Origin of the sequence: Nitrosospira lacus (assembly GCF_000355765.4) — a bacterium.
Lineage (GTDB): Bacteria > Pseudomonadota > Gammaproteobacteria > Burkholderiales > Nitrosomonadaceae > Nitrosospira > Nitrosospira lacus.
In genome coordinates this window covers 786,504-800,589 of the sequence record NZ_CP021106.3, presented here as the reverse complement: position 1 = coordinate 800,589, position 14,086 = coordinate 786,504, and the positions used below count along the sequence as shown (strand labels likewise).

11 protein-coding genes are annotated in these 14,086 nt (G+C 56.2%); 2 read left to right on the top strand and 9 right to left on the bottom strand.

The features are described from left to right. Positions 1-219 precede the first annotated feature (219 nt). The 9 genes from EBAPG3_RS03575 to EBAPG3_RS03530 all read right to left on the bottom strand — a co-directional run bounded on the left by EBAPG3_RS03575 (position 220) and on the right by EBAPG3_RS03530 (position 9,919). Positions 220-1,473 carry a porin gene (locus EBAPG3_RS03575; protein ID WP_004181110.1) on the bottom strand — a complete coding sequence of 418 codons (1,254 nt, stop codon included), beginning with the start codon at positions 1,471-1,473 and terminating at the stop codon, positions 220-222. A gap of 251 nt (positions 1,474-1,724) precedes the next feature. Next, positions 1,725-2,567 carry an indole-3-glycerol phosphate synthase TrpC gene (gene trpC / locus EBAPG3_RS03570; RefSeq protein WP_004181109.1) on the bottom strand — a complete coding sequence of 281 codons (843 nt, stop codon included), beginning with the start codon at positions 2,565-2,567 and terminating at the stop codon, positions 1,725-1,727. A 3-nt stretch (positions 2,568-2,570) separates the two neighbouring features. Then, positions 2,571-3,614: an anthranilate phosphoribosyltransferase gene (gene trpD / locus EBAPG3_RS03565; protein WP_004181107.1), complete on the bottom strand. Its 1,044-nt coding sequence runs from the start codon at positions 3,612-3,614 to the stop codon at positions 2,571-2,573. A 76-nt stretch (positions 3,615-3,690) separates the two neighbouring features. Further along, positions 3,691-4,254 (bottom strand): anthranilate synthase component II, encoded by a 564-nt coding sequence (locus EBAPG3_RS03560; RefSeq protein WP_004181105.1) that lies wholly within the window; start codon positions 4,252-4,254, stop codon positions 3,691-3,693. A gap of 329 nt (positions 4,255-4,583) precedes the next feature. Beyond that, positions 4,584-5,237 carry a hypothetical protein gene (locus EBAPG3_RS03550; protein WP_004181099.1) on the bottom strand — a complete coding sequence of 218 codons (654 nt, stop codon included), beginning with the start codon at positions 5,235-5,237 and terminating at the stop codon, positions 4,584-4,586. 205 nt (positions 5,238-5,442) lie between these two features. Further along, positions 5,443-7,149, bottom strand: coding sequence for a putative porin (locus EBAPG3_RS03545; protein WP_004181095.1), 1,707 nt, complete (start codon positions 7,147-7,149; stop codon positions 5,443-5,445). 19 nt (positions 7,150-7,168) lie between these two features. Then, on the bottom strand, positions 7,169-7,744 hold the full coding sequence (locus EBAPG3_RS03540; protein ID WP_227869263.1) for a TonB C-terminal domain-containing protein: 576 nt from the start codon (positions 7,742-7,744) through the stop codon (positions 7,169-7,171). 100 nt (positions 7,745-7,844) lie between these two features. Further along, on the bottom strand, positions 7,845-8,249 hold the full coding sequence (locus tag EBAPG3_RS03535) for an ExbD/TolR family protein (RefSeq protein ID WP_004181090.1): 405 nt from the start codon (positions 8,247-8,249) through the stop codon (positions 7,845-7,847). An 11-nt stretch (positions 8,250-8,260) separates the two neighbouring features. Beyond that, positions 8,261-9,919 carry a DUF2341 domain-containing protein gene (locus tag EBAPG3_RS03530; protein ID WP_004181087.1) on the bottom strand — a complete coding sequence of 553 codons (1,659 nt, stop codon included), beginning with the start codon at positions 9,917-9,919 and terminating at the stop codon, positions 8,261-8,263. 434 nt (positions 9,920-10,353) lie between these two features. Here EBAPG3_RS03530 and EBAPG3_RS03525 point away from each other — a divergent pair, with 434 nt between their 5' ends. Then, a complete protein-coding gene (locus EBAPG3_RS03525; RefSeq protein WP_004181085.1) occupies positions 10,354-11,661 on the top strand; it encodes a glycerophosphodiester phosphodiesterase family protein in 1,308 nt (435 codons plus the stop codon). A gap of 328 nt (positions 11,662-11,989) precedes the next feature. Further along, positions 11,990-14,083 (top strand): PhoX family protein, encoded by a 2,094-nt coding sequence (locus EBAPG3_RS03520; RefSeq protein WP_004181080.1) that lies wholly within the window; start codon positions 11,990-11,992, stop codon positions 14,081-14,083. Positions 14,084-14,086 lie beyond the last annotated feature (3 nt).

The following is a 14,086-nucleotide window of genomic DNA, read 5'->3' as shown; positions in this document are numbered from 1 at the left end:
GGCCTGTGTCATCTCTCTTTTTGCTTCTTCCTGGCGATGTTTTATTGCGCCAGTATATTAGCACGTATGGCTTATAAACTAAACACACAGCCATTTCAGGGTTAATACGCGGGCCTTGCTCATACCTCGGTCCGTACTCTCGTACAAAGTATCCTTCATCACAACCCCGGCCAAAAAAATGGGGCGCCGAAGCGCCCCATTTCCACCGACCTAATTCAATTAAAAGTTGTGACGGACACCAATCGTGTAGGTGGCACGACTTCCGGTTGCATAGCTGGGAGCAACCATGCCACCGATATCATTTGCTGTTGCGGCATTAGGATTGGTCACATATACGTGCTGATAGCCACCGAAAATGCTGGTACGCTTGCTCAGATTGTGGATCGCACCTACCGTAAAGCTGTCAGCTTTGCGTGCCGCCGCTGAATTGATGCCACCCGCATGCGCTTTGGTCATACCACCTTGGGCCACCAGGGTGGTATTGCCCCATTTGTATTGGGCACCCGCAAACCAGATATTGCCGTCGGCGCCGGCGTTCATGGCGGAATTACATTGTCCTGAACCGGCTCCGGCAGCATCAAGCGGATTTGCCGTCAGGGAAGCAGCGGTGCTGCAGGTTGCGGAACCAATAGCGTTGTTGATATCTTCATATTGGCCGCTAAGCTTGAAGTTCTCGAAGGCCCAGGAAGCACCCACACGCCATACCTCTTCGGTTTTCAATCCTATCGCTTTTTGTGTCTGGTTGGCGTTATCTCTGGAATAGCCACCGAATATGTCGAAGCCCATGCCCATGTAATCTACATGGTACTTGGCAGCAGCCTGACCATCGAATTCACCATTTCTACCACCGGTGTTGCCATTGCTGCCCAGACCACCGGGAAGGAAGCCGGATGTGATGCTACCCGTCTGGAGGGGGTTAAGGGTATTTGCATCGCCGGGCATCAACAATCCCGAGAAGGAGAAACCTTCTATGTTAGCGGAATCATAACGGATGGCGCTGTTGACGAAGGTATTTGCACCAGAACCCAGACCATTGGCGCCTGCGGACATGGTCCCGCCAGAGCCGCCGGCTTGCAGTGTGGTGTAGGCAAACGGATCAATCGTCATACCGCCCGCGAAGTCCTTGAACGGAGATTGAACACGGCCGAATTTGATATCGCCCCATTGATTGCTGGAAAGACCCACCCATTGCTCACGCGGGGTGGTAGCCGAACCGGAACCGGCATTCAAGCCCTGTTCCAAACGGGCATTGGCCTTAAGCCCATTGCCCAGATCTTCGGTGATATGCAGACCCCAACGTGACGAGCGGGAATTGTCCTGCAACGATCCCTGGCTAGGCGTGCCGGAAAAATCGACCAGGCTATATTCAGCTTGCACCCGGCCAAATATCGTGACATTCGTCCCCTGAGCGGATGCAACCACCGGGGCTGCGAGTGCCCCGGCGACGGCCAGTGCAATCAGTTTCTTTTTCATGTGGAAAATCTCCTTTAAAGTTGAAACGGTGGGGCCATCTCACCGACCCTATTTTCGGTAAAGTGCGTCCCGCTACTTGGACCTCTCAAAGTGAGAAGGTTGAGAGAGATTGTGCCTAAAGCAACAACGCGTAGCAAGGAAATCAAGAAACTTTCGGAATACGGAAGAAACTTGTGTTGCTTTTTTGCAACAAAATTGATTATTGATTCACAACGCATACATTCGAGAAAGGAAATAGCGGATTTCGATGGTTATAAACCTTGCCCAAACAATCGTTCCAGCTCAACTCCCGGATCATCGGCGCGCATGAACGCCTCACCCACCAGGAAAGCGTCGACCTGATGATCGCGCATCAGCTTCACATCGGCCGGGGCGAGAATCCCGCTTTCAGTAATTACGATACGTGCCGGCGGGATATGGTCGAGCAGTTGCAGCGTGGTATCCAGCCGCGTTTCGAAAGTGCGCAGGTTGCGGTTGTTGATGCCAATCAGGGGAGAGCACAATTGCAGCGCAAGCTCCAGCTCTGCACCGTCGTGGACTTCAATCAATACCGCCATGCCCAGTTCCTGGGCAAGCGACTCAAGTTTGCGCATTCTCGCAACAGCTTCGTTTTCTGGCAGGCGTTCTCCGGTTAAAGGCGAAGGCATGCAAAACACTGCGACAATGATCAGGATACAGTCCGCTCCCAGGACGCGGGCTTCGATCACCTGGTATTCGTCCAGCATGAAATCCTTGCGCAGCACCGGTAGATCGCAGGAATCCCGTGCCTGCTCGAGGTATCCCCCGCTGCCGGCAAAAAATTGCCTGTCGGTCAACACCGACAGGCAGGCCGCGCCATGCGCCGCATAACTGGCCGCAATCGCGGCGGGATCGAAGCGCTCACGCAGCACGCCCCGGCTAGGGCTGGCTTTCTTGATTTCCGCAATGACCGCGGGCAGGCCGGCGGCAATCCTATCGCGGATCGCTCCCGTGAAATCACGAGGCGGTGGAGCGGCTTTCGCTTCCTGACGCATCGTGGAGAACGGCTTGGCCGCCCTTGCCGCAGCGATTTCCTGTACTTTGACGGCTAGAATTTCTTGCAGGATATTGGGCATTGATTAACCTGGCACGACGCTATTCCGATTCGAGAAATTTACCAGTTCCCGCAATTTCGCCCTGGCCGCGCCGGTTTCTATCGCGGCGCGTGCTTTTTCCAAACCCTCCGCAAGCGATTCCGCCACGCCCGCCACATAAATCGCCGCCCCCGCGTTGAGCAGCACGATATCAAGCGCGGGGCCTGGCTGATTATCCAGCACTGCTATCAGCATCTCTCTGGACTGTGCGCTGTCTTGCGCCTGTATCGTTCCGAGCGCGGCCGTTTTCAAACCGAAATCCTCCGGCTTGATAATGTATTCATGCACCTTGCCGCGCCTGAGCTCGCCAATCCGGGTTTCACCCGCTATGGTGATTTCGTCCAGTCCGCCTTGCCCGGTCCCGCCATGGACCACCATCACGTGCTCACTGCCCAGGCGTTGCAACACCCGGGCGAGAATACCGACAAGATCGGGATGAAATACACCCAATACCTGATTTTTCGCTCCGGCGGGATTGGTCAATGGTCCCAGGATATTGAACAATGTGCGCACCCCCAGATCGCGCCGCACCGGCGCGGCATGCTTCATCGCGCTGTGAAAATTGGGGGCGAACATGAAACCGAGACCGATTTCCCTGATATCTTCCGCTATTTGCCCGGGTGTCTGATCCAGATTGACACCCAAGGCTTCCAGCACATCCGCGCTTCCCGACTTGCTGGATACCGAGCGTCCGCCGTGCTTGGCGACGCGGGCTCCCGCCGCCGCCGCGACAAAGGCGGCGGTGGTGGAAATATTGAACGTATGTGCGGAATCCCCGCCAGTCCCGCACGTATCCACCAGATGCAGATGATCCGCCACCTCTACCCGGGTGGCAAACTCGCGCATCACCTGTGCTGCGGCGGTAATTTCTCCGACGGTTTCTTTCTTTACCCGCAGTCCGGTGATAATGGCAGCAATGAGCGCCGGCGACAGCTCTCCACGCATGATCTGACGCATAAGCGAGAGCATCTCGTCATGAAAGATTTCGCGATGCTCGATGATGCGCGCCAGTGCCTCCTGCGGGTTCATGATCCTGAATCCGGTGGCTGGATGGCGTGGACTGTATGGTTTTTGAGACGCACAGCGCGGCGCGAGAGCATGGCTTTCACTGATTCAGAAAATTTTTCAGCAATTTGTGTCCATGCTCGGTCAGAATGGATTCCGGGTGAAATTGCAGGCCTTCGACTGCCAGAGTCTTATGGCGCACGCCCATGATTTCACCATCCTCCGTCCAGGCGGTGATTTCCAGGCAATCCGGAAGACTCTCACGTTCAATCACAAGGGAATGATAACGCGTGGCCGTAAACGGACTTGGCAGGTCTCGAAACATGCCTGTACCTTTGTGGAAAATGGGTGAAGTTTTGCCATGCATGAGTTTCCTGGCATGAACGATCTTGCCGCCAAAAGCCTGGCCTATGCTCTGGTGGCCGAGGCAGACGCCCAATATGGGAACCTGGCTATGGTAGAGCTCAATCAGCGGTATCGATACCCCCGCCTTACTGGGCGTACAAGGGCCGGGCGAAATGACAATACGCGCAGGCTTCAGCCGGGCAACTTCATCAGGCGTGATTTCATCGTTGCGAAACACCAACACATCCTCGCCCAGTTCGCCAAAATATTGCACCAGGTTGTAGGTAAAGGAATCGTAATTATCGATCATCAGCAGCATATATGGATTTGTTTCGAGTAAACGATGAAATCCAGCTATTATCCGCCAGGCTTTACGCCCGGCATTTGCGATTGTGGATAGCGCGGAAAACCTTCATTATCTCTTCTGGACATCGGGTGAGCAAGGGAAATGAAGGCGGGCTGCCAATACCGCAGCAGCGTATATCAGGAAATTCGGGGAATTAAAATAATAACCCGCTCGAAAAGGAGATTATAAATATCTCATGATCCTGCATCTGAGCGCACGGACCGATAGAGATGAAGGCATGGGGGAGGAGACCTCAAGCCCCGGCAAGTCTGTGGGAAAAATGCGGAATTCCCCGAACATCCTTAATTGACGGAACGTTCGAGGCGCTGACCCTCGATCTTGTCCCGATAGGTTTCAAGCAGATTCTCCATCTCGACACGCTTCACCGCCGTAAAGGGCTCCGCCTCCAATATGGCGTTCATGGCGCCTTTACTAGTATACCAATCAGCGAGTTCCCGGCCTATCCGATAAAGCTCGCCGTTATGCGTTTCGCAAAGCTTCGTTTGCTCGTTCTGTTTTGCCAGGGCGGCTGCCGTATTCTTCAGATCCTGCTCCAATTGTTTACGCTGACCGGACAATTCTTCATTATGTTTGCCCGCTTCATCAAGCCGGGTGCGCAATTCGGTGGCTTCCTTGTTCGCCGCTTCGATATCCCTCTCCAGCCGGGACGTCTTGGCTGCGGCGCTCGCCGCGGATCGTTTGTGGGATTCCGTTTCGTTGTTGGTTTTTTTCAGCGTTTCTTCCAGCACTGTTTTTTCCTGATCCAGCGCCGATTTCTGCTGCTGCACCTCGTCCAGTTGCTGCTGCATGCGACGTAATGCCTGCCGTTCTTTTTTTTGATCCTTGTTGCCGGCGGCACTCGCGGCCAGGGAGCCGGAGGACAAGGCGCTCGCCAGAAATATGGCGGCGATTCCGTGACACAGCAATCGTGAAATCATTTTCTTGGGGTTATTCATATGAAAATCTTGCGGTCGTCAGCGAGGGTCTTTTCATCCAATTGATGCCTCCCGCGGAAAGCGGTACGTGCATTGAACCTGAATATCCGGGAATTGATCGCTCATTCGTGTGAATCCGCTGCCCCGATACCTGGTACATATTTTTCGCGATCCCGCGCTTTTCTTGCCGGCCGGAAACTCGCGGCCCCAGTTCCCGCTCTGAGAGTCAGAAGCGGGCATTCAAGTCCAGATTGACCGAATCGATGGATAAGGGCAAGCCGCTGACTTGATCGTATGAGTTGTAGCGCAGACCAAGCCAAGTGTTATGCGCCACGCCATACAGGGCATGGAGCGTGTAGCCTTTGTGGTTGGTGCCGCCAAGCAGATAGTTGGAATCAGTGAAGGCATCCAGCATCGAATCCCGCTCGGAGCGGCGATAAAACCCAAAAACTTGCCACTGGTGCCGCTCCGTGATTACCGGATAACCCACAGTCAGGCGGAACTGATAAGCATCGATTTGCGGCTTGATGTTCTGACCGCTGCGAGCGAAAATTTTATGCTCGTCGTAGCCCACGTTGCGCGCGTAGTCCATGGTGGCGATAACATGGATGGGCTTGAATTTGGAGTAGTCGGCCACCATGGTCACGTTGGCGATCCGGTAATCCGCCGCCAAAGCCCATAGATTTGTGGTGGGATCCCCATCATTGTCGATGTTGAAAAGACTGTTGCCTTTTTGCCGGAAAAGTGTGGCGGTCTGATTGAATAGAGTGTCGCCAAAGTTCGGGTTGCGGACACCGGCAATATTGCGATAGTCATAATAGGCAGCCCCCACCCTGAACTTGGTATCGGTATTCTCGGGCGCCCACTCCAATCCGGCCTGCGCCCCGAAGAACCATTTGTCCTTGGCCTTGACGGTCTCGCTCTGATTGATTTGCTGCAATGGAAATATCCCGGCATTGAGGAATGGCTTTACTGTCCTGCCTTCTTCTTTCAACCAGGGGTGGAGGTTGATCGCCAGTCCTTCAAAGTTCAAATCAACATCCCATAACAGATCGGTGTGCACGACCCCGGCCGTAGGTACGGTATGTGGCCCGCTCCTGAGCGTCCCCGTGTAGATATTCCCGACAGTGCCCACGAAGAAGGGATTGGGAAAACGCCCGCCACTGACAGTAAGCCAGTTAAAGGGTGTAAGTCTGAGATAAGCCTGATCCAGCACCAGAGCGAATTTGCTGTTAAAGGTTCCAAATGTCTGCAGGGTGGAGGTCGGTGATCCTATGGATATCGGCGGGGGACCCAGCACATTCCCGGTAAGCACTGGATCGTTGACGTTACCGGTGGTCAAGCGCAACCCAAGGTCCACTCCGCGGGTGACGTTGGCGTTGATGCCGAGGCGCATGCGCATCCGCTCCCGATGGTAGCTGTCCTCGGTAGTATTGTCGATATTCTGGCCGTTCGCCCGGAAATTAGCCGCGGGAGCGTTGGTGTCGGCGTAAAAATCGGCTTGTTCGCGCAGCCGCATATCCCCTTCCATCGTAAAGCGGCTGGTCCACTCGGGAATGGCATTCACATCGCCCCAGCGCTCCTGCTTGGCCTGACCCACCACTTCCTGGCGCAATTGATCGCGAATTTCCTTCTTCACATGTTCGGGTATGTAAGGGACTCGCACCTCGCCTTTTTTTGTCTCGCCTGCTTCCGGCTGCGCGGCCTTTTCCTGCGCTTGCCGCCGTGAAGCCTTGGCCTTCAGCTCCGCCTTTTTAATCATTTCGTCCGCCACTTCCTGCTTGATCACACCTTGCGCAACCAGTAGCTGAATCAGGTTCAGTGTAGTCTCATACAAAACTTCGACTCTCTCATGCTCATCGGTCTTTGCGTGCGCACCGCCCGCAAATATTGCTGTCATGGCAGCAAGGGTAAGTATCAAACGGATATTCATTATTATTCTTCTTATACAATCAGGCACGTGAGGTCACGCGTATCTTCAACGGCTGCGGCATGTCGGCGGGTGGATTCTCGCGCAAGGCCCGCAGGTTCCGCAGTACATCCTGGATCAATTCATCGACTTTCAAGTCGCCTGTCTTGTCGACCGCCACTATTCGCGATATCTTGCCATCGGCACCAATCCAAACTTTCACAACCACCCTGTAAGTCTTGTCCTTGAGCGCGTTCTCACGCCCCAGCGCATCCTGAAAAGCTGAATTCACCGCGTCATTCACTATGGCGTCATACCAGGCCCAGGGATTCCCCCTGGAGCCGCCGATAAGATCGGCCCCGCCTTTCTTCCCCACGAGTCCGAATCCGTCACCACTTCCGGTTCCTTCGGCATCAATCCCCAGATCCGGCCCCGGCGGCGGTTCATCGGCCTGATCCATCGGCTCGGGCTCAGGCTCGGCTAGCTTTATTTCTTCCTTCACCACCGGTTCTGGCGGTTTTTCCGGTGGCGGCGGTGGCGGTGGCGGCGGTTTGATCAAGGTGATCTGCTGCAGCGACGGCTTCCTTTGCGGGGTATCGTCGTCCAGAAAATGTTTCAACCACAGTCCCGACCCGACCAGGACAACTCCACAACCTGCAATACCTGCCCAGCGCCTCCAAATGGCGGGCCTTTGTTCTTCCACAGGATCTTCCATGGCATTATTTCACCAGACGCTGGGTCACCAAGCCCAACTGCGTGATATCCAATTGACCCAGTAATTCAAGCACATCCATTACCTTGCCGTACTGCACCACCGTGTCCCCCTTGACCACGACCGGCAGTTCGGGATTGGCCGCTTTCAATTGACCCAGGCGGGTTCGAAGCTCGTCCAGCGTCACGGGATAAGCATCCAGAAAGATTTGCCCGCTTTCATTGATCGTAATTGCTTTCGTTTGTGGTTTAGCCAGGCTGGGGGCATTACTGGCCTTGGGCAAGTTGACTTTTATGCCCTGCACCGATGCTGTCGTCATGATGATGAAAATCACCAGCAACACGTAGGCGAGATCCAGCATGGGCACCACATTGATCTCATCGTAAAGCTCGTTGTCTTCCTGAACCTTCATGCCATTTCCTGTCAGCGGCTGTAATTCTCGGCGAGCTTGGTAATAAACTCATCAACGAAAATATGCATTCTTGATACGATGGCCTTGATGCGGGAAGCCAGGTAGTTATAGCCAAACAGCGAGGGGATCGCCACTCCCATCCCGGCCACTGTCGCCGCCAGGGCCGCCGCGATGCCGGGCGCGATGGCGTTGACATTGACATCACCGGCGGCCGCAATCGCCGCGAACGTGATCATCACCCCCATGACCGTGCCCAGCAGGCCGATGAAGGGCCCGCCGGAGATGGCGATGGTGAGCAGTACCATGAATTTGTTCATGCGCTGAATTTCTTCCACCAGCCCGGCATCCAGGCTGGCGCGAATCGCATTGAGCGATTGCGGCGACAGCGACTTGTCAATATGGGTCGCATCGGTATCATCGAAGCGATGCGCCAATTCGAGAGCGCCAATATGATAAATACGGTACAGCGACGAATGCTCGAACTCTTTTCCCAGCCCCTTGGCTTTATCTATCACCGCCAGATCGGTCGACAGTTCACGGAATTTGGTCATAAAGCGGTGATTGGACTTATCCACCCGGTTAATGTAAACAGCCTTGCTATACATCACCCATATGGCGATCATCAGCATGATCGACAGGAAGCCGATTGCAACCCACCCATCCACTGTCAATGATTTCAGGATGATGCCCAGGTGCGAGGCTTCTCCGCCGCCTTCACCCACCTCATCCTCACCCAGCGTGACCAGTTTGCCGTCCTGCCCCTGCGCGGCCTGCACCGCAATCCAGGCCGCATTGCGCGCCGCGCCCGACACCTGCACCTCGTCCATCTCGCCCTGGAACCCGGCGCCCAGGGTTATGCCGCCCGCTGGCAATGCCGCACCCGGCGCTTCGCCCGCCGCTTTGCCGTCAACATACACGCGCAACGCATCCGATATCGTTAACCCAAGGTGATGCCATTTGCCCAAGCTCAGCGCCGTACTGGACACCAGGTTTGATGCCCCCGATTGCACCTTGACCATGCCGCCTTCCAGCGATACGCGCAGACCTTCGGATTGAACGATGACGCCGTCCAGCGAGGCTGGCTTGATCCATACCGCGAAGCTGAATCCACTGCTCGCAGTCACGGCGGGAAGCGTGACGCTCTGTGACCCATTGAATCCGGCACCGCCGTTCGAAAAGGAAGCAGCCACCCGCTGGGCGGAGGACTGCACTGCATGCAGGCCATTTACGCCGCTGTCCTGAGGATTTCCTGCCGGCTCCGCAAAATGGTAGACAACGCTGGCTGCATCGTAAGTGGCCTTCGGATTTGCCGCGGAGGTCGCGTTCTCGTTACCGAAATAAAGGTATATGTCCGTCTGCGGCAACAGTTTGGGCACGTTAACCCATATCAGCGCCAACTCATTCCCGACATCCCACTTCTCGAAATGGAATTTCAGTTCAGTCTTGTCATCCCCGGCGATCAGGCGCAAGTCGCTGCCATTATCATTGGCCGAAAAAAAATCGAAGTTTCCCGTATGCAGGCGGATCAGTACCGGCGCATCCGCTACCTCCCCCGCCGGATTGGTCAGTGTGATTTTCTTGCGGCCTGTCCATTCGTCATTCCACCAGGCATGACTGGATAAGGAAACGGTGCATAATGCAAAAGCAAGCAGGAACGCAATGACACGCATGGGTCTATCAACCTGGATGTAAATGAGCGAGGATTATGCGCGTTCCAGATTACAGACATTAGTAGTGATTATGATCCGAACGCATCACAACTATTTGACGGGCGATCGAACGTGCTGAAGGTCGAAGAAGCAATATCCACGGCCATCGCGAGCAGGAACAGGACTAATCGTGCCTAGTCTTTTTGACTCAGATTTAACCTGCAGTATCAATGGGGTTTTGTAACATAAAATAGTGAAACCGGCCGCTGGGATTCCCGCCCGGATAGTTCAGAGCTTCCTGTTATTTACGGGCGGGCTTTTGGGGTGCAGTTTTTTGCTTTGATCTGTTCGGATTAATAACATCCTCGTCAAAATGAAAAAGAAAACGGGTAACTTGGTTGAGAGGTTGCGCCGATCGCCACTGCAACAGTTTTTATTTACCCTGGAGCCACGACATGTTTCCCAAAAATTCCACTTCCGCACTCGCGGCTTTTGCTTTGTTGACCCTGATCGCCACCGCCTCTTCCGCGAGCCGGCACGGGGACGACAGGGACGAGGGTCACCATGCTGAATCGACAGAGAGCATGAATATCCAGCTCGGTCCGCGTCCTTTCTTCCTCGTCAATGACATGAAGGACAGCGCCCTCAAGACCAGGCTCAGGCACTGCGGTGCTGGCCCATTCCGTAAAACCGGTTTCTCTATTGGCCACCGTGGCGCCGCTTTGCAATTTCCGGAACATACGCAAGAATCTTACGAGGCTGCCGCTCGCATGGGGGCAGGGATTGTGGAGTGCGACGTGACCTTCACCAAGGACAAGGAGCTGGTTTGCCGCCATTCGCAGTGCGACCTGCACACCACCACCAACATTCTTGATACGCCATTGGCTGCGAAATGCACCGGGCCTTTCACGCCGGCGCAGGTTGATGCCGCCGGGAATGTTATTCAGGAGGCTTCGGCGCAGTGTTGCACCAGCGACATCACGGTGGAGGAATTCACGAGCCTCAAAGGCAAAATGGATGCCTTCAACCCCGCCGCGACGAGCGTTGCGGAGTATCTGGGCGGCACACCCGGCTGGCGCACGGACCTGTATGCCGGTCCCACCAGCGGCACCCTGCTTACCCACAAGGAGAGTATCCAGCTATTCAAGAAACTGGGCATAAAAATGACGCCGGAACTCAAGGGCGCCAGCGTGACGATGCCTTATGACAGCGACGGCGACGGCGACGGCGACTATACGCAGGCACACTATGCCCAGCAGATGATCGATGAATACAAGGCGGCGGATGTCAAGCCCCAGAATGTGTATGCCCAGTCCTTCGACATTCGCGATGTGCGCTACTGGATCGCCAACGAACCGCAGTTCGGCAAACAGGCTGTTTACCTTGACGACGCCAATACCGTTGCCGAACTGCCCCATGCCGCGCAACTGGCGGCATACAAGGCCGAGGGCATCAATATCGTCGCTCCGCCCATATTTGCGCTGCTGGATGTCGATGGCAACGGCAATATCGTCGCCTCCGGATACGCCCGTCAGGCCAAGGCCGCTGGGCTCGACATCATCACCTGGACCCTGGAGCGTTCCGGTGTCCTGGCTGATGGCGACAACGGTTTTTACTATCAGACTTTTGATTCCGCCATCAAGCGTGAAGGCGACATGATGAAAGTCATGGACGTCCTGGCCAGGGATGTCGGCATCCGCGGCATATTCAGCGACTGGCCCGCCACCGTGACTTACTATGCAAACTGCATGAATCTCAAGTAAATCCGCATCCCGCGGCCTATAGGGTACGAAGTGAGGCGCAACGGCGCGAAGTGGCGCCGTTGCGCGGGGCGGGGCGGTAAGCCGTGTGAGCCCAGCGCGACCCGGAAAGGTCAAGAAAGAGGGGATGCCGCAATCCGGCAGGCTGCCGGATGAAATCTTTCATCGGGATTAAAGCTGCGCCAATCCAGATGCGACATATCCGAATAAGTTTAACCGGTATGCCAATACAACACTTGTAACACGAGAATATGAAAATAAGTTCATGCAGAACAACTGTGCATTCAGTTCAAAATCCAACCGAGTACCCTGACACCCGCAAGGAGATATGATGAGCAGCGCCCTGCACCCCGATGGAAAAACAAATCCCTGCCGTACCAGCAGTAACGAATCCGGCAACCCGTCCCTCCATGATTTGATCGAAGCGCGCAAGCTATCCCGCCGGACTTTCCTTCAAGGCTCCCTGGGTATCACGGCGGTGGCCGCATTCGGCGGTTCTCTATTCGATGGCCTGATCAAGTATGCCCATGCGGCACCCGCCCCTTTGAACGGCATCGGCTTCAGCTCGGTGCCCGCCAATCTATATCTTTCGGCGGGGGATGACAGGGTCACGGTGCCCGCCGGCTACACCGCCCGGGTGCTGGCCGCCTGGGGCGATTCCCTCACCAATGCGCCGCATTGGGACCCCTCAGGCGCAATGACCGAAGCGACGCAGTTGCATACTTTCGGCGCCCATATCGACGGCATGCACCTGTTCCCTTTCCCCGCCGCCGGCGCAGCCGGCATCGCCAATATCCGCGGACTGCTGGTCACCAACCATGAGTACGTCGATCCTCCGCTGGTCAATAATATCACTCCCGCATCCGGCTACGCGGCCGCCCCCATCACCCTTGACATGGTGCGCGCCCAGCAGGCTGCGCATGGCATAAGCGTGGTCGAGGTATGGAAAAAAGACGGCAACTGGGAAGTCAAGCGCCCCTCCGCCTTCAACCGGCGCATCACTGGCAATTCTCCCTGCAAGCTCAGCGGCCCGGCAGCCGGCCACAATCTGATGAAGACCGCCGCCGACCCCAGCGGCACGAACGTTCTCGGCACGCTGAATAACTGCGCCAATGGCTATACCCCCTGGGACACCTACCTCACCTGCGAAGAAAACTGGAATGGCTATTTCTCCAATGAGACCGGGGATGCGGTCGGCGTATCGGACCCGCAACAGAAACAGCAAATTCTTGCCGGCCAGACACGCTACGGCGTGGTCAAGGGAGGCTCCGGCTACCGCTGGCACGAAGCCGATCAGCGCTTCCGCGCCGACCTCAACCCGAATGAGCCGCATCGTTTCGGCTGGGTAGTGGAAATCGACCCCTGGAACCCGAAAAGCACCCCCATCAAACGCACCGCGCTGGGGCGCATCAAGCACGAAAACGCCTGGAGCGTGGTGGGTGCGGACAACACAGTCGCCATATACATGGGTGACGACGAGCGCAACGAGTATCTCTACAAGTTTGTCTGCGCCAATAAGTACAACCCCAGGAATCGCGCCGCCAACCGCGATCTGCTGGACTCCGGCACCCTGTTTGTCGCCAGGTTCGACGCCGGCGGCAGCGGCATCTGGTTGCCGCTTACGTGGGGTCAGAATGGTCTGGTGCCGGAAAACGGCTTTGCCGACCAGGCCGAAGTACTGATCAAGACCCGCCAGGCCGCCGATCGCCTGGGTGCCACCATCATGGACCGTCCGGAATGGATAGCCTCGCACCCCGTCACGCGCGAGGTCTACATGACCCTCACCAACAACAACCGCCGCGGCAGCAACCCACCCTCCAGCAACAACCCGGACGGCACCACCGGCGCCGGCAGCGCCCGGCCGCCGGTGGACGCCGCGAATCCGAGACCGGACAACCGCTACGGGCACATCATCCGTTGGCGCGAAAGCATGGGCAAGGTCGACGCCACGGATTTCGAATGGGATATCTTCGTCGAATGCGGCGACAAGCTCGACCCTCAGCCTCACCACCAGGGCAATATTATCGGTGACGACTATGGCGCCCCGGATGGCCTCTGGTTCGACCAGGATGGCCGCCTGTGGATCCAGACCGACCAGATTGGCAATGCAACCGGCGACTGGGCCAACATCGGCGGAAACATCATGCTGTGCGCCGACCCCTACACCGGCGAAACCCGCCGGTTTCTCACCGCGCCGAAGAACTGCGAAGTCACCGGCGTTACCCATACCCCCGACGGCAAGACCCTGTTCATCGGCATCCAGCACCCGGGCGAGGACTGGCAGACCCATTACACCGAGAACTCGACCTGGCCCGATAGCGGTATCAATGGCCCGACCACGGCCAGCGGGTCCCTCTCCGCATTCAAGCCACGTTCCGCGGTGGTGGCCATCACCAAGGACGATGGCGGCGTGATCGGTACTTGACCG

Bases quoted from the DNA above. Each gene is read 5' to 3' on its own strand.
- EBAPG3_RS03520 (WP_004181080.1), top strand. From the start codon at position 11,990: ATGAGCAGCGCCCTGCACCCCGATGGAAAAACAAATCCCTGCCGTACC.
- EBAPG3_RS03550 (WP_004181099.1), bottom strand. From the start codon at position 5,237: ATGAATAACCCCAAGAAAATGATTTCACGATTGCTGTGTCACGGAATC.
- EBAPG3_RS03560 (WP_004181105.1), bottom strand. From the start codon at position 4,254: ATGCTGCTGATGATCGATAATTACGATTCCTTTACCTACAACCTGGTG.
- EBAPG3_RS03525 (WP_004181085.1), top strand. From the start codon at position 10,354: ATGTTTCCCAAAAATTCCACTTCCGCACTCGCGGCTTTTGCTTTGTTG.
- EBAPG3_RS03575 (WP_004181110.1), bottom strand. From the start codon at position 1,473: ATGAAAAAGAAACTGATTGCACTGGCCGTCGCCGGGGCACTCGCAGCC.
- trpC (WP_004181109.1), bottom strand. From the start codon at position 2,567: ATGCCCAATATCCTGCAAGAAATTCTAGCCGTCAAAGTACAGGAAATC.
- trpD (WP_004181107.1), bottom strand. From the start codon at position 3,614: ATGAACCCGCAGGAGGCACTGGCGCGCATCATCGAGCATCGCGAAATC.
- EBAPG3_RS03535 (WP_004181090.1), bottom strand. From the start codon at position 8,249: ATGAAGGTTCAGGAAGACAACGAGCTTTACGATGAGATCAATGTGGTG.
- EBAPG3_RS03530 (WP_004181087.1), bottom strand. From the start codon at position 9,919: ATGCGTGTCATTGCGTTCCTGCTTGCTTTTGCATTATGCACCGTTTCC.
- EBAPG3_RS03545 (WP_004181095.1), bottom strand. From the start codon at position 7,149: ATGAATATCCGTTTGATACTTACCCTTGCTGCCATGACAGCAATATTT.